The sequence below is a fragment of the Sphingobacterium sp. UBA6645 genome, assembly GCF_002455685.1.
GTDB classification, from domain to species: domain Bacteria; phylum Bacteroidota; class Bacteroidia; order Sphingobacteriales; family Sphingobacteriaceae; genus Sphingobacterium; species Sphingobacterium hotanense.
Genome location: NZ_DKLH01000038.1, coordinates 1 through 22,912, shown reverse-complemented (window position 1 = coordinate 22,912; position 22,912 = coordinate 1). Strand labels below are relative to the sequence as shown.

General features: G+C 40.7%; 19 protein-coding genes. 11 read left to right on the top strand and 8 right to left on the bottom strand.

The annotated features are described in order from the left end of the window. Nucleotides 1-76: 76 nt before the first annotated feature. The 6 genes from B2400_RS06350 to rplM all read right to left on the bottom strand — a co-directional run bounded on the left by B2400_RS06350 (nt 77) and on the right by rplM (nt 5,258). Nucleotides 77-820 carry an SDR family NAD(P)-dependent oxidoreductase gene (locus tag B2400_RS06350; RefSeq protein ID WP_286652077.1) on the bottom strand — a complete coding sequence of 248 codons (744 nt, stop codon included), beginning with the start codon at nt 818-820 and terminating at the stop codon, nt 77-79. A 463-nt stretch (nt 821-1,283) separates the two neighbouring features. Continuing rightward, complete coding sequence (locus tag B2400_RS06345; RefSeq protein WP_286652076.1) at nt 1,284-2,321, bottom strand: AI-2E family transporter; 1,038 nt, start codon at nt 2,319-2,321, stop codon at nt 1,284-1,286. A 207-nt stretch (nt 2,322-2,528) separates the two neighbouring features. Next, the gene (tsf, locus tag B2400_RS06340; protein WP_149525065.1) at nt 2,529-3,365 is read right to left on the bottom strand and encodes a translation elongation factor Ts; all 837 of its coding nucleotides are present in this window, start codon (nt 3,363-3,365) and stop codon (nt 2,529-2,531) included. Between the two features lie 226 nt (nt 3,366-3,591). Continuing rightward, the gene (gene rpsB, locus B2400_RS06335) at nt 3,592-4,398 is read right to left on the bottom strand and encodes a 30S ribosomal protein S2 (RefSeq protein ID WP_149525066.1); all 807 of its coding nucleotides are present in this window, start codon (nt 4,396-4,398) and stop codon (nt 3,592-3,594) included. An 18-nt stretch (nt 4,399-4,416) separates the two neighbouring features. Next, on the bottom strand, nt 4,417-4,803 hold the full coding sequence (gene rpsI, locus B2400_RS06330; RefSeq protein WP_149525067.1) for a 30S ribosomal protein S9: 387 nt from the start codon (nt 4,801-4,803) through the stop codon (nt 4,417-4,419). 11 nt (nt 4,804-4,814) lie between these two features. After that, nucleotides 4,815-5,258, bottom strand: coding sequence for a 50S ribosomal protein L13 (gene rplM / locus B2400_RS06325; protein WP_293931900.1), 444 nt, complete (start codon nt 5,256-5,258; stop codon nt 4,815-4,817). 332 nt (nt 5,259-5,590) lie between these two features. On the opposite strand from rplM, the gene B2400_RS06320 reads away from it, so the two are divergent. From B2400_RS06320 to B2400_RS06295, 6 genes are all read left to right on the top strand, one after another. Then, nucleotides 5,591-6,055, top strand: a complete 465-nt coding sequence (locus tag B2400_RS06320; protein ID WP_293931898.1) for a hypothetical protein — start codon at nt 5,591-5,593, stop codon at nt 6,053-6,055. A 355-nt stretch (nt 6,056-6,410) separates the two neighbouring features. Further along, the gene (locus B2400_RS06315) at nt 6,411-8,123 is read left to right on the top strand and encodes a tetratricopeptide repeat protein (protein WP_293931896.1); all 1,713 of its coding nucleotides are present in this window, start codon (nt 6,411-6,413) and stop codon (nt 8,121-8,123) included. Further along, entirely contained in the window at nt 8,101-8,886 is a 786-nt protein-coding gene (locus B2400_RS06310; RefSeq protein ID WP_293931894.1) for a DUF4292 domain-containing protein, read from the top strand. Before B2400_RS06315 ends, B2400_RS06310 begins: the two co-directional genes overlap by 23 nt. Nucleotides 8,887-8,994: 108 nt before the next feature. Further along, complete coding sequence (locus B2400_RS06305) at nt 8,995-10,272, top strand: murein hydrolase activator EnvC family protein (protein WP_293931892.1); 1,278 nt, start codon at nt 8,995-8,997, stop codon at nt 10,270-10,272. A gap of 73 nt (nt 10,273-10,345) precedes the next feature. Further along, nucleotides 10,346-10,561, top strand: a complete 216-nt coding sequence (locus B2400_RS06300) for a Sec-independent protein translocase subunit TatA/TatB (protein WP_260039371.1) — start codon at nt 10,346-10,348, stop codon at nt 10,559-10,561. A 152-nt stretch (nt 10,562-10,713) separates the two neighbouring features. Further along, nucleotides 10,714-12,162: a lytic transglycosylase domain-containing protein gene (locus tag B2400_RS06295; RefSeq protein WP_293931888.1), complete on the top strand. Its 1,449-nt coding sequence runs from the start codon at nt 10,714-10,716 to the stop codon at nt 12,160-12,162. Between the two features lie 42 nt (nt 12,163-12,204). On the opposite strand, the gene B2400_RS06290 is transcribed toward B2400_RS06295, so the two are convergent. Together B2400_RS06290 and B2400_RS06285 are read right to left on the bottom strand one after the other, a co-directional pair. Further along, nucleotides 12,205-12,720: a phosphoribosyltransferase family protein gene (locus B2400_RS06290; protein WP_293931886.1), complete on the bottom strand. Its 516-nt coding sequence runs from the start codon at nt 12,718-12,720 to the stop codon at nt 12,205-12,207. A 148-nt stretch (nt 12,721-12,868) separates the two neighbouring features. Beyond that, nucleotides 12,869-13,444 carry a C40 family peptidase gene (locus B2400_RS06285; protein ID WP_149525075.1) on the bottom strand — a complete coding sequence of 192 codons (576 nt, stop codon included), beginning with the start codon at nt 13,442-13,444 and terminating at the stop codon, nt 12,869-12,871. Between the two features lie 469 nt (nt 13,445-13,913). Between B2400_RS06285 and thrA the strand changes: the two genes are divergently transcribed. The 5 genes from thrA (at nt 13,914) to B2400_RS06260 (ending at nt 22,794) form a co-directional block, all read left to right on the top strand. Further along, nucleotides 13,914-16,364 carry a bifunctional aspartate kinase/homoserine dehydrogenase I gene (gene thrA, locus B2400_RS06280; RefSeq protein ID WP_293931883.1) on the top strand — a complete coding sequence of 817 codons (2,451 nt, stop codon included), beginning with the start codon at nt 13,914-13,916 and terminating at the stop codon, nt 16,362-16,364. 10 nt (nt 16,365-16,374) lie between these two features. Beyond that, nucleotides 16,375-17,376, top strand: a complete 1,002-nt coding sequence (locus tag B2400_RS06275; protein ID WP_246172461.1) for a homoserine kinase — start codon at nt 16,375-16,377, stop codon at nt 17,374-17,376. 6 nt (nt 17,377-17,382) lie between these two features. After that, a complete protein-coding gene (thrC, locus tag B2400_RS06270) occupies nt 17,383-18,690 on the top strand; it encodes a threonine synthase (RefSeq protein ID WP_149525077.1) in 1,308 nt (435 codons plus the stop codon). 480 nt (nt 18,691-19,170) lie between these two features. Then, nucleotides 19,171-20,355, top strand: coding sequence for a class I SAM-dependent rRNA methyltransferase (locus tag B2400_RS06265; protein ID WP_286650346.1), 1,185 nt, complete (start codon nt 19,171-19,173; stop codon nt 20,353-20,355). 768 nt (nt 20,356-21,123) lie between these two features. After that, complete coding sequence (locus tag B2400_RS06260) at nt 21,124-22,794, top strand: hypothetical protein (RefSeq protein ID WP_293931878.1); 1,671 nt, start codon at nt 21,124-21,126, stop codon at nt 22,792-22,794. The last annotated feature ends 118 nt before the right edge of the window (nt 22,795-22,912 follow it).

Below are 22,912 nucleotides of genomic sequence, written 5' to 3'. Positions count from 1 at the left end.
TGCACATGCTGGGCACACAAAGAAAAAGCACCCGACCGTAGTCGGATGCTTTAACATATAAACTTAATTATGGGGCTTATTTAGCTAAGTAACCACCATCTACCGGATAGTAAGATGCGGTTACAAAGGAAGACTTATCGGATGCCAACCATAGAGCAAGCTCGGCTACTTCTTCAGCTTTCCCTAAGCGTTGAAAAGCATGTTGCGTTTCCAAGTATTTAAGCGCATCAGCGTCTAAAGCGTTGTCCACCAATGGTGTGGAAATAAATCCAGGACCAATAGCGTTGATTCTTACACCTTTTGTTGCGTATTCCCAACCTGCAGATTTCGTCAATCCGACCACTCCGTGTTTTGCCGCAACATAGGCTGATGAATTAGCAAATCCTACCTGTCCTAAGATGGATGCCATGTTGATGATGCTACCGCCGACTTTCTCCATTTCCGGCAGTTGATAATGCATACCATAGAATACGCCATTGAGGTTGATATCGATTACTTTCTTCCAGCCTTCAATGCTCAGGTCACCCACTGTTGCGGAGTCTCCACCAATACCAGCGTTGTTTACAGCGATATGTAGCGCGCCGAAATTTTCGATTGCTACATCGACAATTTTCTTGTTATCCTCAGCAGAGGAAGCATCAGCTTTTACAAAGATGATGTTGCTGTCGCCTAGATTATCGATCAATTGGTCACCCAACTTTTCGTTTAAATCCGCAACGACTACTTTAGCACCTTCTTTAACGAATAGTTCGACGATCGCCTTGCCAATACCTGAGGCTCCCCCAGTTACGATGGCAACTTTATTTTCTAATTGTTTCATTCAATTTTTATGTTTAGCAGCTGTTCTTAGTTTAATTTACGAATAATGGCGCTCGAATATTGTGACGTAAGTCACTGTTTCCATAGATTGTGACGGAAATAGGAAATTATGGGAGAAATCTTACAATTAGATTAGATGTTAGATATTAGTTTGGTAGATGTTAGATATTAGATATGAGACATTAGAGTATGGGATGCTAATTCTGAACCAGCAAAGGAAGGATGCAAGGAGTAGCAGGATCAGGTATCGTTAAATATGTAGGGATGGATTGTATTTTTTATAGGAGAAGTTTAGTGAAACGTAGAATATCAATACCGTAAATATGGGGCCCATTTGTATGCCATACCAGATCCTGGCCATCCTTTTATCCTTTCTTTCCTGGTTCAAACAAAGGAAAAATAACTAAAGCCCCCCTTATCTAACATCAATTGACGATAAGGGTCTAACTACTAAATACTAACTACTATATTATAATACTTTTCCCTTTTCCATACTCATTCGCATACACTTTTATAAGGACGCCTACAGACGAGAGGATTAATGGGCCAAATATCAGTCCTAGCATTCCGAATAGCTTAAGGCCGAGCAGTACACCAAATACGGTGATTAAAGGCGGAACATCGCCTAAAGTTTTGAGGATGGTAAAACGTAGGATATTGTCGATACTGCCGATCAGTAATAAGCCATACAGGAAGATACCGATTGCATTTCCGGTGTCTCCGGCAGCGACGGTAATTAGGGATAGTGGTATGTAGATGGTCATTGTTCCTAGGACAGGTACAATGGAGGATACTCCGGTCAGGATGCCCATCAAGACAAAGTTGTCTACACCGAAGATGTAGTAGCCTAGCATGGCTACAATACCTTGACAGAGGCCAAGAATAGGAATACCGATGGCGTTAGATCTAACCATCAGATTAACCTCGGTCCAGATTTCATTTTTACTTTTGATCGAGAATGGAATTGCCTGAATAATGTAAGACTCCATTTTCTTGTTATGTACTTGCATAAAGAACAGCACAAAGAAGGTAACAAGGATGTTTACAGCAACCTCAGCAACGGAGTTCAATACACTAGGCAGATATTTTGTTAAGCTTTGAAGGGAGTTTACCAGCGCCTCGTCAGACATGTCGATATCTTTGAGCAGTGGCTTATCGCTCATATATTCCTTGAGCAAGTTGAATTGTTCGACAATTTTATCTGTATTTCCCAATAGGGAGCTGATTTGTGGTGCGAGGTAATCAACCATAGCCCAGACCGGCAGGACGATAAATACGATAGAGATCAGGATAAAGAGGAGGGAGGTCGCCGTCTTATTCCAGCGCCTTTGTTCTGTTAATCTATTGTACGAAGAGCGGTAAAGGATGTATAAGGTTATTGCACCAAGAAACCCTGGGAAGTAATAGTAGAGATTGGTGAATATTAAAATGCAGATCAGGATGATGATAATGATCAGCATGATCTGATTGATGGAATTGTTGTTGATCTGTTTGTACTGCATAGCTAGCTCATTCTCTAAACAAGTTTAGCGAATTTTTGCTTAGCATTTTGTATTAATTGGAGGTATGCTTAAAAACTTTCATGTTTCCCTTGAAACAGCAAGAGGAATGAAAGGGAGGGGAGTCCAGTGAAAACGGATAGGTTAAAAAAAATCCCGTTCGTTTCCGAACGGGATTTAAATAAAGCCTTTGTTTGGCTGCGATCAAACTTATGCTCCTAATTGGATACGTTTGAATGCAGTAACAGTTAATCCTTTAGAAACTGAGTCTAAGAATTGTGCAATATTTTTAGAAGAATCTTTTACGAACTCTTGGTTCAATAAAGTAGAATCTTTGTAGAATTTGTTCAATTTACCTGCAGCGATTTTCTCAACCATTTCTTCTGGTTTACCTTCTGCACGGATTTGCTCTTTAGCGATTTCTAATTCGCGTTCGATAGTTTTTGAATCCACACCATCTTTATCGATAGCAACAGGGTTCATTGCAGCGATTTGCATAGCTACATCTTTACCTGCTTCTTCCGCACCTTCAGCATCAGCAGAAAGACCTACTAATACACCTAGGCGGTAGTTACCGTGGATATAAGCAACAACTTTCTCTGCGCTTACATTTTCGTATTTAGAAACGTCGATTTTCTCACCGATTTTACCAGTTTGATCGATCAATAAGTCAGCGATTTTCACACCACCGATTTCTAAAGCTTTTAAGTCTTCTAAAGAAGCTGGTTTGTTAGCTAAAGCAACTTCAGCTACTGATTCAGCGAAAGCGATGAAGTCAGCGTTTTTCGCTACGAAGTCTGTCTCACAGTTTACTTCTACTACGATACCCGATTTAGCATCAGCAGCAGCTTTAGCAATGATCACACCTTCGTTAGAATCGCGGTCTTGACGGCTAGCAGCAACTTTAGCACCTTTTTTACGTAGGTAATCTACAGCAGCTTCGAAGTCACCATTTGCTTCGATTAACGCTTTTTTACAGTCCATCATACCAGCGCCAGTTTGTTGACGCAGTTTGTTTACATCTGATGCAGAAATTTGTACTGACATAGTATTTTTTTTGTTAAAATTACGATTGAAGTGTTAACAATCTTTTGTTGTAAAAACAATAGAATGTTAATTTTTAATGTTTTACAGCTGGTCGTATATGTGATTTTGCTGTTTTCAGGCTAAATAGGTTTCCCTATTCAGAAAAAAACCGGATAGACAGGAGCAGTTTACGGAAGCTGACTTCCAGAAACCAACACTTGTCTATCCGGTGGAATAGTATAGAATATTATTCTACGTCTTTTGCTTTACGAGTGCGTTTTCCTGGAGTCGCTTCAGTAGCTTCACCATTGTCTACTGCCGCTTTTGCTGCTGCAGCTTCTTTTTCCGCGTCCTCTTCTTTATCGCGCTTGCGCTCTTCTAATCCTTCTTGGATAGCTTTACCAATAACACCAGCGATTAGGCTGATAGATTTAGTAGCGTCATCGTTCGCAGGGATAGGGAAGTCGATGTTTGTAGGGTCAGAGTTTGTATCGACCATTGCAAACGTAGGGATGTTTAATTTCATCGCCTCAGCTACTGCAATGTGCTCTTTCTTAACATCGATGATGAACAAAGCAGCTGGTAAACGGTTTAAGTCAGCAATACCACCTAAAAGGTTTTCTAACTTAATACGCTCACGTTGAATCATCAATTTTTCTTTCTTAGATAATACATCGTAAGTACCATCTTTTTGCATTTTATCGATGTTCGACATTTTCTTAATAGACTTACGCACAGTTGCGAAGTTAGTTAGCATACCACCTAACCAACGCTCTGTAACGAAAGGCATATTAACAGCTTTCGCTTGTTCAGCGATAATTTCTTTAGCTTGTTTCTTAGTTGCAACGAATAATACTTTGCGACCAGATTTTACGATTTGTTTGATTGCTGAAGCAGCTTCCTCTAACTTAGTTAGGGTTTTGTTCAAATCGATGATGTGGATACCGTTGCGTTCCATGAAAATGTACTTAGCCATTTTCGGATCCCACTTACGAGTAAGGTGACCAAAGTGAACACCTGCATCCAATAATTCTTGATATGTTGTTCTTGCCATTTTTTGACCCTCCTTAAATTAACGTTTACTGAATTGGAATCTTCTACGAGCTTTACGACGTCCTGGTTTCTTACGCTCAACCATACGGTCATCACGTGTAACTAAACCTTTCGCGCGTAATGCTGGTTTTACTTCTGGGTTAAGCTCTACTAACGCTTTAGCAATCGCTAAACGTACAGCCTCAGCTTGACCTTTTACTCCACCACCTTGAACGTTTACTTTGATGTCAAAATTTGCAAGAGACTCAGCTACTAATAAAGATTGTGTAGCTACATATTGCAAAGGCAAAGTTGGAAAATATACTTTGTAGTCTTTTCCATTAACAATGATATTTCCATTACCAGCAGTTAAGTAGATGCGGGCAACAGCGGTTTTTCTTCTTCCTGAAGTGTTAGTTGTTGACATAATCGATCTCCTTAGAATTTAACTAGTTTTGGATTTTGTGCCTCATGTTTGTGCTCAGATCCTGCATAAACAAAAAGGTTTTTGAATAATTGACGTCCTAAACGGTTTTTAGGTAACATCCCACGTACCGCTTTCTCGATGATGCGCTCAGGGTGTTTTGCCATTAACTCTTTTGGAGAAACGAAACGTTGACCACCTGGGTAGCCTGTGTAGCGAACATAAACTTTGTCGCCTAATTTGTTTCCTGTCAATTTGATTTTGTCTGCATTGATAACAATAACATTGTCTCCGCAGTCTACGTGTGGGGTAAATGTTGGCTTGTGTTTTCCACGGATCACTTTCGCAATCTCGCTTGCCAAGCGCCCCAAAATCTCGCCTTCAGCGTCAACAACGATCCATTCTTTGTTAACGGTGTTCTTGTTAGCAGAGACAGTTTTGTAACTTAACGTATTCACTTGCTTTTATTTAATTAATTAATAATGTTTTAAATCCTATTGTAATCCCTACAATTAGGTTCGCAAAGGTACACTATTTAAATTGTAATCGCAAAGCGTTTTTTAAAATTCTGATAGTGAATGTTTTTTGAATCCAAAACTTGAAAAACGCGATTCCAAAACATTGTGACAATCGAGCATATCTTTTGCTTTAATGTGTTCCTAAGCATCGTTGTTTTTAATATTTTTTCTATTCGCTTCGGTTTTTATTCTTTTTAAGTAGATCCGAGGATACTATATTTGGTCTATACAAACCAGTTAATTATATGAGAGCGAATTTTAAAAGCGTGCTTATGATCACAATGTTGATCCTCTTTGCTTCTTCACAGTGGTCAATTGCACAAGAAATGGGTGATTCTACGCAAAACAATAAGTATTGGAAGTTTAGGTCCAAGCTTGATAAATACTTCGGCCTACAAGCTTCTTACATGAATCTCACGAATTTGAATGACTTATTGAAAGCGAACGGTTATCCGGAGATTTCAAAGCTACAGGTTGGTGTAGGACTGGGAGTGGGGCATGACCTTGGACCTGTGCTGATTGGGGTAGATCTAGAAGGAAATATTAACTTTTCGGATAAGGCAAGGGTTAGAACTGGACGTGTCGGCATGTTTGTATCCACAAATAGGATCGTGGCGGGACAGATGATCGTAAGTCCGTTTGTAAGCTTTGGTTTGCAGTCGACCGATTTGAGAATTCGAGTAAGGACGAAGGAACCACAGTGGAGGGACTGCTGCAGTCGGAACGAGGGAATGTGATCGAACTGGAGCATTTTAGTCCGGTGGTTGATTTTGGTCTTGCACTAAAGAAGCGGAATTCGAGGGGATGGACGAATCATCATATGCGAGTTGGTTATCGCTTAGTTTTGCAGGATGCTAAATGGACAACTTCAGGGAGTAATAGGGATGCTGATGTTCATGATCGGATAAATGCGGCCTATTTGCAATGGTGTTTTTAGACGCTATCAATTCGATTTAATCAAGATTTAACATTAATTAAGCGGTGCTGATTTAAACTTTTCAGCATTTTTGTGCTCTTTAAAATTAATTTATTACCTTGATTTACCCTAATCTATCTGGGTAAAACCCGAGGTGAAAAATAAAGAAAGAGAAAATGAGAAGAATGTTTAAGTGTAGAATGTGGATTGCGGGATTGTTTGTGCTGTTGGGGACTTCTGCTTTTGCACAACAAGATATCAAGCAGGATCCTGGTTATAAGGAAAGTCTCGCTTCTATCGAATCGCAATTGAAGAGAGGTGATGTAGGGAATGCGCTGAATAGTATCGAGGCGACCATTGCGAAGTATCCTCAGGGTGCCGAAGTGTTCTATGCAAAGTCATTATTGTTCGCTCAGGCGCGTAATTTCGAGGTTGCTATTCCAGCTGCTGAGCGCGCTGTAGAGATAGACCCTGCGAATCTTATGTTCGGCAACCACCTGATGGAGCTCTATAAAACGGAAGGTGATTTTGATTCGGCAGTCGGATTAATAGATAAGGTCATCGACAAGCATACAGACAAGCCGGAGTTATTTCGCGAGAAGATCATGTTGTTGCATGCAGCAAAGAAGTCTGAGGAGGCATTGCAGGAATATGAAGCTACTAAGGCAAAGTTCGGTGAGTCCGATACATTGGACGTGCTGAAAGCGGAGATATTGATGGATTTAAAACGCCCGAATGATGCAAAGCAAGTATTGCAGGCTTGGGATAAAAGGAAATCACCGATCCGACAGGTATATAGCACGTTGAGTTATATTTACTTGGACGAGAAGAATTCAAAGGATGCCTTAGCCGTGCTTGAACGTGGTATTCAAAATAGCAAAGATGATTTGTTATATCTGGATTTAGCTGATGCTTATAATGCGGCAAACAAAGAGAAGTTAGCATTTGATTATGTGAAAAAAGCTTTCGAATCTGATGCAGTAAACTTCTTGGATAAGCATCGTGTGATGATGACTGTTTTAAACGGGAAGTCAACTCTTACGCTTGATCAGAAACAGGAGCTGGCGAATTTATTGGTTTTAAAGCATCCTCGTATCCCGGATACGCATATGTTCAAAGGCGATATTCTTTGGCAAAAAGGCGAACTGACGCAAGCGAAGTCGCTTTTTCTAACGACCGTAGGTATGAATCCAAGACATATTGACGCTTGGAGCAAACTCATCAATATTGATCTGAATCTGAATCAGATAGACGAAGCGATTCAACACGGGAATGAGGCCTTGACACATAATCCGGGTAGCCCTGTCCTTACTTACTTTGTCGGGATGGCCCATTTTATTAAAAAGGATAATGAGCAGGCTAGACAATATTTAGAGGGAGCATTAGATCAAAGTGCAAATGAAAATGGTTTTGTTCAATCAATGATCTATGCGGGTCTTGGAGATCTATATCATGAGCTCGATATGGAATCGGTTTCAGATGTAGCCTACGAAGAGGCTATCACAAGAGATAGCACAAATGTCACCGCGATGAACAACTATGCATATTATTTGTCTGAAAGGAAGGAGAATCTGGATAAAGCAGCGGAATATGCTGCTAGAGCTAATGAATTGGAACCCAATTCAGCTACTTTTCAGGACACCTATGCTTGGGTGTTGTTTCAACGCGGTGATTATAAGGAAGCATTGGTTTGGATGGAACGCGCTGTGAAGAATTCAGAACCTTCGGCCGTTTTATTTGAACATTATGGCGATATTCTAATGAAGCTAGGAAAGAGCAAGGAAGCATTGAAGCAGTGGGAAAGAGCGTTGAGTAGTGCAGATGTTAGCAGTGCAGTGGATAAGGATAAATTAAAAAGGAAAATCAGTGAGAAGAAATATTTGGACTAAGCTTGGGTACTTAGTAATAACTGTATTAATAATTGCTTCTTGCGCAAGCAAGAAACGAGTAGCTAAAAAAGACGATGTACTGCCTCGCGCAACTACGGAGGCTGAATTGTTGAAGAATTACGAGTTAAGTAATTTAGATTTTCATACGTTCAGCGGTCGAGCAAAAGCAAAGCTACAGGTTGGCGAGGAATCGCATAATGCGACTGTAAATGTGCGGATGGACCGTGATAAATCAATTTGGATTTCTGTGACTGCTCTATTAGGCGTGGAAGCCGCTCGCGTCTTGATTACCCCAGATAGCGTAAAGATTATGAATAAGCTTCGGGGAGAATATATCGCTAAGCCCTTTTCTTATATTTATAATTATACGAATAAGGGAGTTTCCTTCCGGATGTTGCAGGATATTTTGGTCGGCAATATGACGGTTGATATGCTTCGCACGGATCAACTTCAAGTGGCTACAAGTTCCGATGATGTCCAGGTTATTGGTATTAAAGATGGATTGACATTCCATTATGGAGTAAATAATAAGAATCGTCCTTTTACCTTCAATTTAATCGAGCTGGGCAAGAACCAAAAGCTAGAAACAACGTATAGTGACTTCGCAGATATCAGTGGATATAATTTTCCTCAACGTTTCACGTTAAACATTGAGGGTGCCGGCGACAGAGTTTCTGCAGATATGCTCTACAATAAATCAGAGTTTAATTCGGCTATTGAAACGCCGTTCAATGTGCCTTCAAGATATAAGGAAATCAAATAATTACGAAATGGGAATGGGAAATAAAATTATGATTTTATTAACTTCGTATTAAGTATATCCTTATTTTTGGACGTTTTGATATAAACGATATTAAGAATTTAGCGTTTCATGGAATTTAAAAAAATCGTATTAAGTATATTTTCAATATTTCTTTTTGTTAGTGTAGGGTTTGGTCAAAGTAGCTTGGAGTTAAAAAAACAAAGAGAACGACTTGATAAAGAAATTGCTGAACTTCAGAAGATTTTAAGTGCCAAAACACAAGAGAAATTACTCTCCCAAAGAGAAGTCTCTGCTTTAAGCAAACAGCTGGATTTACGTGAGGATAAAATCAGCACCATCAATAGCGAGCTCCGCATCATCAACAATAATATTGCATCCAACAATAAAATAGTCGATAAGCTTAAGGACGAATTAGAGAAGCTAAGACAAGATTATGAGAAGATGATTCTATTTGCGTTCCGCAATAAGAATTCCTACAATAAGATGATGTTCATCTTTGCATCCAAAGATTTTAATCAAGCCTTTAAGCGCGTTAAGTATTTGCAGCAATTTACGGACGCCCGTAAAGTGAAGGTGTCGGAGATTGAGGGGCATAAGAAGCAGATAGAGCTCAAGCTAGCTCAGCTGCAACGCGATAAGCAAACCCAACAAGCTTTATTGAAAGAACAGCAGTCGGAACGCAATGTAATTGCGAAAGATAAGGCTGCACACTCGCAACAATTAAGTCAGATTGTTAAAGAGGAGCGTGGTTTCAAAGGGCAATTGACTAAAAAACAACAAGAGAAACGTCGTTTAGATGCGGCAATTAAGTCGGCGATTGCTCGCGAAGTGGAAGCTGCTCGTAAAGCGGAAGAAGAACGCCGTAGAAGATTAGCGGAAGCTGAAGCTAAGAAATCAGGAACCACTGTTGCAGAGGCCGAGAAGAAAATTGAGAAGAAGACAGGTAGTGCTGTATTGAATAACTCGCCGGAGGCAACCAAACTATCGGCCGGATTTAGTTCAAATAGAGGACGCCTTCCATGGCCGGTTAGCCAAGGTAATATTGTACGAAACTACGGTAATGTGACGGTTGAGCGTGGTGTTCGAGACTTCTACGACTATATCCGTATTAGAACAGCGGATAATGCATCAGTGAAGACCATATTTGAAGGTACTGTAATTAGAGTAATTAATATGGGGTCATCTGCTGTTATTGTTCAGCATGGTGAGTATTTGTCTGTTTATTCGAATTTGAAATCTGTATCGGTTCGCAATGGTCAGAAGATAAGCACCGGGACGGTGATCGGAACGACAGATTCAGATCCGGATGCCGGATATTCGTATGTTGATTTGAGTGTTTATCGTGGTCAAACGCATATGAATCCTAGTTCTTGGATAGCAAGATAGTTACAATGTTTTCCATTATAATTATTATATTTGTTAGATACACTTAAATGAGAGATTAGTAAATTAAAGAAATATGTATACATCGGGATTATTATTTATCGGTACTAACGAGATCATCATCATCGTAGTATTGGCGTTGTTATTATTTGGGGGAAAGAAAATTCCTGAATTAATGCGTGGTTTGGGTAGAGGTGTTAAGGAATTTAAAGAAGGTCAGAAAGATGGTCCTGATGCCGAAAATAATCCAACCAACACAGCAAACAATGATACTGTTAACAATCAACGTTAATATCGTACATTAAAGAAATTTATATAGTTTCATTAGACTAGCATTCGCTAGTTTAATGAAACTTTTTTATTTATGAAACCTACGAGCTACCGCTCGGTTCGCCAACGATAAGCGAAGAACTAACCAACAGTGTTTACAGTATTAAACTACTTATGAACAAAAAAATTAGTTTTCTTGTTACAATAGGCCTAAGCGTTTTGAAATTAAGTGTGGCACAAGAAGTCAATACGGACTTGCATACTTTTAACGACTCGTTTCAAAACCAAGTTATTGATCAAGTGGAAAAAGAACGGGAGTTAATTTACTCTCATCTCGATTCCGTTAAACAGAAAGCAGGAGGGGCTACCGATTTCTCCGCAGAGGATGTTAACATCGCGCAGCGAATTAACCGCCTTCAAAAGACAATCCCATTAGAATACAACGACCGGGTAAAAGTATATCTTGATAAGTATATTTCAAGAAACTACAAACCTTATATGGAGAAGTTGCTCGGCTTGGGTATTTACTATTTCCCAATATACGATCAGATTTTTGCCGAGCAGGGTATTCCTGATGAGGTCAAATATCTGTCTGTTGTGGAATCATCGTTAAACCCTCATACGGTCTCCACTTCGGGGGCTGTCGGTCCTTGGCAATTTATTTACGGTACGGCAAAGATCTACAATCTAACAATGGATGGTAGTTTCGACGAACGTAAGGACGTCTACTCGACAACTTATGCTGTTTCTTCCTATCTGAAGGAAGCCCATGATGAGTTTAACGATTGGTTATTAGCTTTAGCGTCCTACAATTGTGGGAGAGGATGTGTGAGAAGAGCGATTCAGCGTTCTGGATTAGTGAATCCCAATTACTGGGAATTATCACCGTTTTTACCTAAAGAAACTCAAAATTACATTCCGAAATTTATTGCGATGACCTATGTTTTGAATCATGCTGAGCTGTATGGATTTGTTCCGCAGCAGAATGATTTAATGACAGATCATAAAGTATTGATGGTTGATAAAGCTGTTAGTTTGAGCACTGTTGCTCAAGGCCTCAATTGTTCAGCAGATTTGTTGAAACAGTTGAATCCAGGTTATAAGAGAGCAGTGGTATCTGGATCGCCAGCGAAGCCACGCCGACTTATCATTCCTTACCACGAAGCGATGTCAGATTCACTGATCTATGCTGCGCTTAATAATCAACGCGTAGAAGTGATGCAGGCATTGGCAGCCGTGGAGAGTGATGATGAGCAAAGGCATCAGGTAAAACGCGGCGAAACAGTAGCAAGTATCGCTAAGGAGTATGGTGTCTCCGTACAGCAAATAAGGACCTGGAACAGACTTTCTGCTCAAAGTAGTATTGTGGGTAGAAATCTAATCGTAAGCAAGGGAGTGGACAGTAAAATGGCTAAGAACGTCATTGCTGCAACGAAGACCAAAACGAGCACGAAGAACAGTTCTACATTCGTCTCCTATACGGTAAAAAAAGGGGATACGCTATCCGAAATTGCAAATAAACATCGCGGTTCTTCGGTTAATCGCATCAAGTCGGATAACAATATCCGAGGGAGCCATTTAAAGATTGGCCAGAAACTAAAGATTTACAAAGGGAAAGGCTAGAGGGGCGAAGGCTTCTCAGTTGAGATATAAAAAAGATGCGGCTTATGATAAATAGGCCGCATCTTCTGTATTGTCATATTCTTCGAGCAATACCTCAACATGCTCTTTGAGGATTGTCGATAACTTTAACCCATAATAGTCGCTGAAAACTGGAAACTGATGATGGCTACGGTCGATCAGAACCGCTGTTCTCATTCGTTTTAATGGCACATTCAGGAATACGCCTAATCCATACGCCAATGTTCTTCCGCTATTCAAGACATCATCAATTAGAATAACCACTTTATCTTTTACCGTATCAATTGGTAAATCTGTTGAAGATTCCAAACTACGTTTCGTCTTCTGGATCGTCACTTTCAACAACTCCACAGATCTTTTTGGGTCAATCTCCAATAACAATTTCTGCAGGCGTTGCGCAAAAACATAACCTCTATCGGCAATTCCGACTAATACAATGGCAGGTTCATCGAAGTTATCTTCGATGATTTGATAAGCAATCCGTTTTGATTTCTGAAGGATCTGTTCCTTGTTTAATATAAGCGTTTTCTTAGATGACATTGCTATTCTTTTGTTGTCGGTAAATTTACTAAAAGTTCTCTAATTTCTATTAGAGAAAGCAATTAACTAATGCTCCTTAGGGATAGTCACAAAAAAATCCCAACGTTGTAGCGTTGGGATTTCTTTTATAAAATTTGAAGAGTTTGGTCTAATTTAAATTGCTTTTCTCTTTAGGATTAGCATCAGCCGTCATGATTTTTGCATCATCAACTTTCGGACGGCCACCGTTGTAATAATATCTTTTCCAGTATGCCTCGTTTAAGTTACTAACCATAACGCCGCGGCTTGAAGATGCATGAGCAAATTTATCGTCGCCTAAGTAAACACCAACATGTGTTATACTTCTGCTTCTGATTTTGAAGAAAACTAAATCTCCTGGTTCTAATTCGCCTTTACGAACAGGTGTTACGTTTTGGTACTGGTTACGGCTATTATATCCAATTGTAGTATTGAATACATTTTCGTAAACAGCTAGCGAGAATTTCGAGCAATCGATTCCTCTTTTAGAATCTCCACCTAAGCGGTATGGAGTTCCTAACCATTCGTAAACAAATTGATAAAGCTTTGTATTTGTAGTTGCGTTTGCCGCAACGCCCATGATCTGAGAGAAGTATTCTTTAGCTAGGTTATCTGGATCAGATGACTTTTGACTATTGGTTTGTGCCTGCGAGACTAGACATAAGCCTATGAGAAGCATTACTGCCACTAGTTTCTTTGTTTTCATTAAATCGCTTTTTTATTACAACCATCAGCTTGTTGAGTTATTCACATTATTGTCTATTTTTTCAACAGGCTGAAGCAAATGTAATACATACTGTCTTGAATTCAAAACAATTTTGAATCTATTTAACAAAATTTTAACACTTTTAACAATTGCCAGTTTCGCAAATTTTGCCAAAAAATCTTTCATTTTTCTAATATGCTCCCTTTTGATTTATTATTCTCTCAATAATCTGGAATTTAAAATAATTTAAATAAATCTTGATTTTTTAAAAAGAATTGTAATATATTTGAGAAATCATAATCAACAACAATGCTAATCAACACTATTTCTATTACAATTATTATTACCACCGGGATAAAACTTAGGAGGAAGTAGTCTATTGTATAGAATTTAGTACAGATATTAGAAGCCTTCCTCCATTCGGGGAAGGCTTTTTTTATTAACATACAGTAAAACAAGCTAGAACAGAATGAAAATCTTAAAATTTGGCGGAACATCCGTAGGTTCCGTAGAGAGCATCCAAGCCGTGTTAAAAATAGTGAAAGCTTCTTTTGACGCTGGTGAAAAACCTTTAGTCGTATTATCAGCCATGTCAGGAGTCACCAACCTGTTAACACAAATGGCTGAAGATGCAGCAGCTGGGAAGCCGTTTGACGAAGGATTAAAGCAATTAGAGGAAAGGCACTTTGAAGTGGTCAAGAAACTGATTGCGGTAAAGTATCAGAACCCTGTTCTGACGCGCTTAAAGTTGCTTTTCAATGAACTGGAAGAACTTTTACAAGGCGTATCGGCACTGAAGGAATTGAGCAACCAAAGTCGTGACTTGATCGTTTCATTTGGAGAACGATGCAGCAACTACCTCGTTGCCAAAGTCATGGAGCAAGAAGTGCCAGAATCGGAGTATATCAATGCTTCCTATTATGTGAAAACAGACTCCAATTTCGGGAATGCCCACCTTAATGAACCACTAACCACCCAACTAATCCAAGCACTTTCTCATACCCACGCTGATAAACTCCTCTTTGTAACAGGATTTATCGGTTCGAACGAGCAAGGGCGTATCACTACACTGGGGCGTGGAGGCTCGGATTATACCGCAGCCATCTTCGGATCAGTATTAAATGCGACAGCAATTGAAATTTGGACTGACGTGAATGGAATGTTGACAGCGGATCCTAGGATCGTGAAAAAGGCATTTTCCCTTCCGGTGTTGTCGTATACTGAAGCTATGGAGCTTTCCTACTTCGGGGCGAAAGTGATCTATCCACCAACTATGGTTCCGGCATTTTTGAAGAAGATTCCAATCGTTATCCGAAATACATTTGAGCCAGAGCTAGCAGGAACCGTTATTCAATTTGAAAGCGGAAAGTCTTCTTATCCCATCAAAGGTATATCTTCCATTGCCGACGTATCTGTTATCAATCTGACAGGTAGCGGAATGGTAGGGAAATCAGGGTTTAGCGGACGTCTGTTTACCTTATTAGCCAGAGAGCAAATCAATGTGATCCTTATTACGCAATCTTCTTCAGAGCATAGTATCACTTTCGCGGTGAATCCTAGCGATGCGGAGAAGGCAGTAAAGCTCATCAGTACAGAGTTTGAACTGGAGTTATTGGCCAATAAGCTTTCGGCGCCTGTCATTGAGGAGAGTTTATCTATTCTGGCTATCGTCGGAGAGAACATGAAGCGTACACCGGGTATGTCGGGTCGCCTTTTCCACGCGTTAGGAAGAAATGGTATCAATGTTCGAGCGATCGCGCAAGGATCGTCTGAATTCAATATATCGGTTATTATCAATAAAGAAGATTTAGCAAAGGCATTAAATGCCGTGCATGACGCCTTCTTTGCCGAGCTCAAGAAAACATTGCATGTATTCAATCTAGGAACCGGCAATATCGGTGCAACGCTCTTCAAACAATTGCACGAACAACATGATTTTCTATTAGATCATAACGATATCGAAATCAAAGTGGTAGGTCTGGCGAACTCGCGAAGAATGCTTTTCGACGCGGATGGCGTGGATTTATCAAATTGGCAATCCGCATTGGACGAACAAGGCGAGGTCGCAGACCTTGCGAGCTTCGTGAGTAAAATGCAAGCGATGAATCTTCCGAACTGTGTGTTTATCGATAATACTGCAAGCAAATTACCGGCAACCTACTATGAGGAGATCTTCAAATCCAACATCTCGATTGTGACCTGCAATAAGATAGCGAACTCCGGAGAATATGCGCAGTATCGCTCCTTGCATGAAACCGCAAGAAAGCATGGCGTAGACTTCTTCTACGAAACGAATGTTGGTGCAGGCTTGCCGATTGTACGCGTATTGAAGGACTTGATGCTTAGTGGCGACCGTATCCTAAAGATCGAGGCTATTCTATCGGGCACCATCTCTTATATTTTCAATAACTTCAACGGTGATGCATCTTTTTACGATGTGGTAAAAAAGGCGCAGGAGCTGGGATATACCGAGCCTGATCCACGCGATGATTTAGGCGGAGTAGATTTTATGCGCAAGATGCTTATCCTCGCTCGTGACGCAGGAAATGTAATCGAGTCATCAGACGTCGACCTAGGCAATATACTTCCGGAGAACTGCTTAAAAGCTAGTTCAGTAGATGAGTTCTATACAGAATTGTTAAAGTCCGACGATTATTTCAATAATCTGAAAGATCAAGCTGCCAAAGAAGGGAAAGTAATTCGTTACATCGGTAGTTTAGAAGATGGAAAAGTATCAATCAGCTTACAGATGGTCGATGAAACGCATCCTTTCTATGCACTTTCGGGAAGCGATAATATCATTTCTTTCACAACCGAGCGTTATAAAGAAAGACCATTAGTGGTGAAAGGACCTGGAGCAGGGGCAGAGGTGACAGCCGGAGGCGTTTTTGCCGACCTAGTGAATGTTGGTGCTAAATAATGCAATGAATATGATGACTAATCAAGATTCCATAATGGAAGAGAAACATAAAGTAGATTTTGAAAAGATAAAACAAGAGGTTCGTGTATTTGCACCAGCAACGGTTGCCAACATGATCTGTGGATTTGATATCCTCGGGTTTGCGGTTGACTTCCCGGGCGATGAAGTGCTGATGCGAAGAACTGATAAGCCTGGTGTTACTATTAAAGCAATTCATGGCGATGAAGGACGCCTTCCTTTAGATCCAGAAAAAAATACGGTCAGCGCTTGCGTTCAGATGTTATTAGCGCATTTGGATTTGAGCGACAGCATTGGGGTGGAGATTGAACTAACGAAACACATGCCTATTGGCAGTGGCTTAGGTTCAAGTTCCGCGAGTACTGTTGCAGGTCTTTTCGCGATCAACAGCCTACTGGGCGAACCGCTTAGCAAGGAAGAACTCATGCCATTCTGTGTGGAAGGCGAGCGTTTGGCTTGCGGGCACGGACATGCCGACAATGTTGCTCCCGCTTTGATGGGCGGAATTACTTTAATTAGAGGATACGAGCCCCTTGATATGATTAATCTGCCGGTACCTGAAGACCTGGTCGCTGGGATTGTATTCCCACAGGTCGATGTGCCAACGAGAGATGCCCGACAGTTGATCAAAGAGAAAGTGTCTTTAAAGGATGCTGTCGTGCAGTGGGGCAATATCGCCGGGCTTGTTGCTGGCCTTTATCGAAGCGATTACGATTTGATCAGCCGCAGCATGCACGATGTCATTATCGAGCCAACCCGGGCGATCTTAATCCCCGAGTTTTATGCGATGAAGGAAATCGCCCTATCATGCGGCGTGCTCAGTTTCGGTATTTCTGGCTCCGGTCCATCCGTTGTTGCAATCAGTAGGGGCAAAGAAGCAGCACAACAAGCCGTAGATCAAATCCAAGCACATTTAACTTCACACGGAATTGAGAGTTTGCAATACGTGTCGTCCGTCAATGTTGCTGGTCCTAAAGTAATCAACCTAAAATAATAGTATATGCAATTTTACAGTACAAATAATAAAGCGCTCCGGGTCTCCTTTCAAGAGGCCGTATTCAACTCCTTACCGCAAGATAAGGGATTGTACATGCCGGAAGTGATTCCTCAGCTCGATCCTTATTTCATTAAAAATATTCAGCAGTACTCCCTGCAGGAAATTGCTTTTACGATCGCAAAGGCATTCATCGGAAACGACATTCCCGATGCGGACCTCAAATCGATTGTCGATGACGCTATCAATTTTGAAGCGCCGGTTAAGTTTCTAGACGCCGAAACAGCGGTTTTGGAGTTATTCCATGGACCATCCTATGCTTTTAAAGATTTCGGAGCACGCTTCATGAGTCGCGTTATGGGCTATTTCTCCAAGCAGGGAGAACAGTTGCTTGACGTTTTGGTGGCTACTTCCGGCGACACAGGTGGGGCGGTGGCCTCAGGTTTCTTAGGAGTGGAAGGCACTCGAGTGACTATCTTGTATCCGAAAGGGAAAGTATCGAAAGTACAAGAGGAACAGCTCACTACCAACGGACAGAATATCCGCGCTTTAGAGGTAGAAGGGACTTTCGATGATTGCCAAGCTTTGGTTAAAGAAGCTTTCAATGATCCAGACCTGAATAATGCATTGCGACTTACATCGGCAAACTCAATCAATATTGCCCGCCTCATTCCGCAGACTTTTTATTATTTCTGGACTTATGCACAGTTGAAATCGCAGGGAATGGACGAAATCGTCTTCACCGTACCGAGCGGAAATTTCGGGAATATCGGTGCTGGATTATTAGCCTATAAAATGGGATTGCCTGTTGCGCATTTCGTTGCAGCAACGAATGTCAACGATACGGTACCCCGCTTTCTACAGCATGGAATCTATGAGCCGAAGCCTTCCGTACAAACCTTGGCGAATGCGATGGATGTTGGTAATCCGAGCAATTGGGTCCGCATTCAAGACTTGTTTGGTCAAGACCTCGATCAGCTAAAAGCCAAAGTGAGCTCCTATACCTATACTGATGAGCAAACGTTAGAAGGAATGGAGGAATTGTTCCAAAAATATAAATACGTAGCGTGTCCGCATACAGCAATTGCTTATCTCGCTTCTAAAGCATATAGAAATGAGCATCCCGGCGAATATGCTTCCGTTTTCTTATCTACCGCTCATCCATGCAAATTCCCTGAAGCAATAAAACCAGAGGTATTCCAACATGTGGCGCTGCCCGACGGTGCTTCCGCCTTAGCAGAAAAAGAAAAGCAAGCAGTCGAAATGCCGGTAGACTATAAAACATTCAAAACATACCTGCTAGTGAATAACTAGCGGATTCAGATATTAGATGATAGACATTAGATTTTAGACATTAGATTTTAGAGTATGGCGGCTAGAGATGGTCGCCATTTCTTTTTAGATATAAGATATAAGATATAAGATATAAGAGTATTTAAGGTTCTTAGATTGTTGTCTTTGAACCAGGAAAGGAAGGATTTTAAGATGAACAGGATCCTGTCAATCCTTACATCCTTCCTTTCCTGGTTCAGAGACAAACCAACATGTCAATCCTTACATCCTTCCTTTCCTGGTTCAGACAATACTCTAATGTCTAATATCTCATATCTAACATCTAAGTCTCACTTCCCTTTCAAACCCAATACAAACCCAATATAAACCCAAATCAGAACCTTTCTGGAAGGGGATTGATTTGGGTTTGATTAAGCTGAGGACAAGCATTCACTGCTCTTTGTGCCGACTTTTTTTCATTTAGCTGATTTATTTTTTTCAATTCTAACTACTTTTGCGAGGATGAATAAAATAATCCTCAACAAAGGAAAGGATAAGGCAGCCTGGCAGTTACATCCTTGGATTTTCTCCGGAGCCATAGCTCGAGTGTCTGAATCTCTTCAAAACGGTGATATCGTCTCCGTATATAATCATGATGATGAATTTATTGCCTACGGGATGTACAATAAGCAATCGCGGGTAGCAGTACGTTTATTGGAGTGGGATCCACAAAAAGAGATTTCGGAAGGTTGGTGGCGTGATAGATTGCAGCGGGCTGTAAAAAACCGCATGCATCTGTTGAACGAAAAGAATAATACGGTTCGTTTAGTATTCGCCGAGGCAGATTTCCTTCCCGGACTTATTGCTGATAAATATGGGGATTTCATCTCTGTGCAGGTGCATGCGGCAGGGATGGAACGCGTAAAGTCGATACTGGTGGATGAATTGCAACAATTGTTGAATCCAAAAGGAATTTATGAGCGCAGCGACCTAAAATCTAGAGCGTATGAAGGTTTGCCAGACAGCAACGGCTTATTGGCAGGCGAGATGCCTCCTCCATTTGTTGATATTATTGAAAACGGAATACAGTATCAGGTGAATATCGTGGAAGGGCAAAAGTCTGGATTTTATTGCGATCAACGCGAGAACAGATATTTCACTTCGAAATATGTTAAGGACAAAAAAGTATTAGATTGTTTTTGCTATTCCGGCGGATTTACGTTGAACGCATTTCGTGAGGGAGCCGCGTCCGTAACATCGGTAGACAGTTCGGCACTTGCCATAGAGACCTTGCAGAAGAATATACAATTGAATGGTTTTGACTCTTCAAAACATATTGCAGTACAGTCTGACGTGAACAAATACCTTCGCGATTTAGGGGAACAACGAGAGAAATTTGATTTAATCATCTTAGATCCTCCTAAATATGCGCCTTCACGGTCGACCCTAGAGAAGGCGTCCCGTGCCTACAAGGATTTAAACCGCAGAGGATTGATGCTTTTGAATTCTGGAGGTTTATTGGCTACTTTCTCCTGCTCGGGAGCGATGGACATCGACACCTTTAAGCAAGTATTGGCTTGGGCTGCGTTAGATGCGGGAAAAGAGATTCAATTTATTTATCAGTTTTGCCAGCCGGAAGATCATCCTGTGCGAGCGTCATTTCCAGAAAGTGAGTATTTGAAGGGCTTGCTAGTACGCGTACTGTAGAAGAAAATATGTGCTTTAGAAAGAGGATTAACAGGTTTGTTAATCCTTTTTTTATTGAATATTAGATGGGATATACAGTCGGTGTCAATTTCAACCTACAAAAAACTCGCAATAAAATGACGGTTGTTATTTGGGAAGTAACTGTATAGTGTTGGTAATCAGTAATTTAATGTGATTTCTACCCAATTGTAACATGAAGGTATGACCTAAGTCATTTTCACATTAGGTTATAACTTTAATATTTGTTATAAATAATTCATGATTGCGACATGTGTGCGGATGTTTTAATCCATTTTTTAGCACTTTTTCTTCATCGAGTTCTAACGTAGTTTAAACTGCAGCGTGCATGTCGCATACTTAAAAAAATCATCATTTATGTGAATTATTTTAGTTTAAGCGTGTAGTTTCGGAAATTTAGTTTCTAAACTTTATATGTTTGCATGTTGTTCCAATAAAGGCGATCTTAACGGTCGCCTTTTCTTTTTTATCTCTTGTCGACATTTCACTGCATAAAGGATTTCTAAAAATAATTAGTGATATATGTAATTTTCTTAATAGGATAATTGGGTAATATTTGTGCAAAGCAATAGTAGTCGCGGCACGTTCGAACTAGTACAAAAAGGTCTATCGTCTTTTTTTAAACTGTTAGCATTAAAGAGTCTTTTTGGCTATTGAGTTCGTGTCGCTTACTAAAATATCCTGGTCTAAATTCCATCATTCTTAAGGGTTTGATCCTGATTTGTTGCTTTATAATTTAATAATATCTATATGAAGACATTTGGGCGAATCTTTAGTTTCGTAATTATTGGAGCCTTCCTCTTATTGGCATATGCTTGTAAGAAGGACAAACAGGTGCAGGGGGGTGCTGCGCTTGTGAACATTAAAAGTGTGGAGGTCAGTTACACGGAAGCCTCAAGCAACAACAATAGTGCTAATGCCAAATCCGTCTTGCCTGGGTTATCGGAACAAGTCAAAGAAGTAACATTCAATCAAGATTACAATTTGATTGTTTCGCTAAAACCGAAAACTCAAGAGCTAAAAGCACAAGGTTCGACTCGCGGAAGCAGCGTGATCAATCCGATGGAACAAGGCGTTCGGTATAGAGTCCTGGTATTCAATACCGATAATAGCTATGTTGACCAAAAAGAATTTATCGTAGGGCAAGAGGCAAGTACTACTGGCTTCGAATTGGAACCAGGTACATATCGCTTTGTTGCATACTCCTTCAACAATTCAACGGCAATTCCTGAAGTAGCACAAAGTCCTTTGGACGGGCTTTCCCTATCAAATATACCGACAAGCTCAGCCTTGCTTTATATGAACAGGGAAGTGACAGTTCAAGGAGGTGAAAATTTACTGGGCTTAGTTTTAAAGCACCGCTTTAGTAAAATTACTTTAACGATGGAAGCAGCTTCAGAGCTGGGGACGATCAGCGCATTGAAAGCTAGCATCACTGCAGAGCCAACTGTAAATATGGCGCTTAAGGATGGCGCTTTAACACATCCAAATACGCCATCACCATTAATGTTCAACTTTCCTACATTAAATCTAGCTACAGTGACTAGCACCTCTACTTTGATAAGCAATGCGGAGACTGCGCAGTTAGAACTGAAGATTTTGGAAATTGGATTAAATGGTGGTCCAATTCGTACCAACTTAGCGAATATCACCGATCTAGTAATAAGACCGGGTGTACAATATCAATTGCGACTTAGTTTGCAATCAACTGGTATTTCGGTGGGCGGAAAGATATGGGCGAAAGGTAACTTAGCTTATGTAAATGGAATATATTTCAATAGAAGTTCACCAGAGGAAACTGGTTTTGATTACCATGCAACCGATTACTGGAACTACGCATCTGCAGAAAATCCGGTGGTGCCAGCCATGAACGTGCCTTGGGAATATTTTGAAGATCTGGATTCCCATTTTCCAAAAATTCCTGCGATTTTCCAAGATCCTTGTCAGCTTGTCGCTGGTGGACAATGGCATATGCCAAAGCTTGCTGATTTCGCCGCTTTGGGATATTTTAAAGTAATCAATAGTGCTGGTGTGGAAGGAGCTTTCGATGGTGTTCAACCAAACGGAGAGAAGACTGGCCATGCATACATCTACTTTGATGGTACTGACCAATCGACCGGCGCGGCTGGGCAATTGAGATTCTATAAGACCGGACGTTTGCATTACTTCATAGTGAATAACGTTTCTGTTTTAGATCATGATCACATTTTTAATGAACATGATGCGTTATATATGGCGATCGACGGTACACAGGGTGTTAAGCCTGCAAACGCAACTTGGCAGGTACATATGCCAATGATTGTGGAAGAACATACTGGCGGTGACAAAGATATGCTTTACTATAGGTTGAATGATCCGTATTTCTCACGTGACGATAGGGTTCCTATTAGATGTGTCAGAGATCTGCCAGCCACAAGATAATAAAAGTTAGGTTATCCTTACATAATGCGTGTTGTTTAAAAGTGTCGTGCAAGTTGGACGGCACTTTATTTTGTGTGCCCAGCATGTGCAATAACTCTAGGGTGTAAGTCCCGAACAC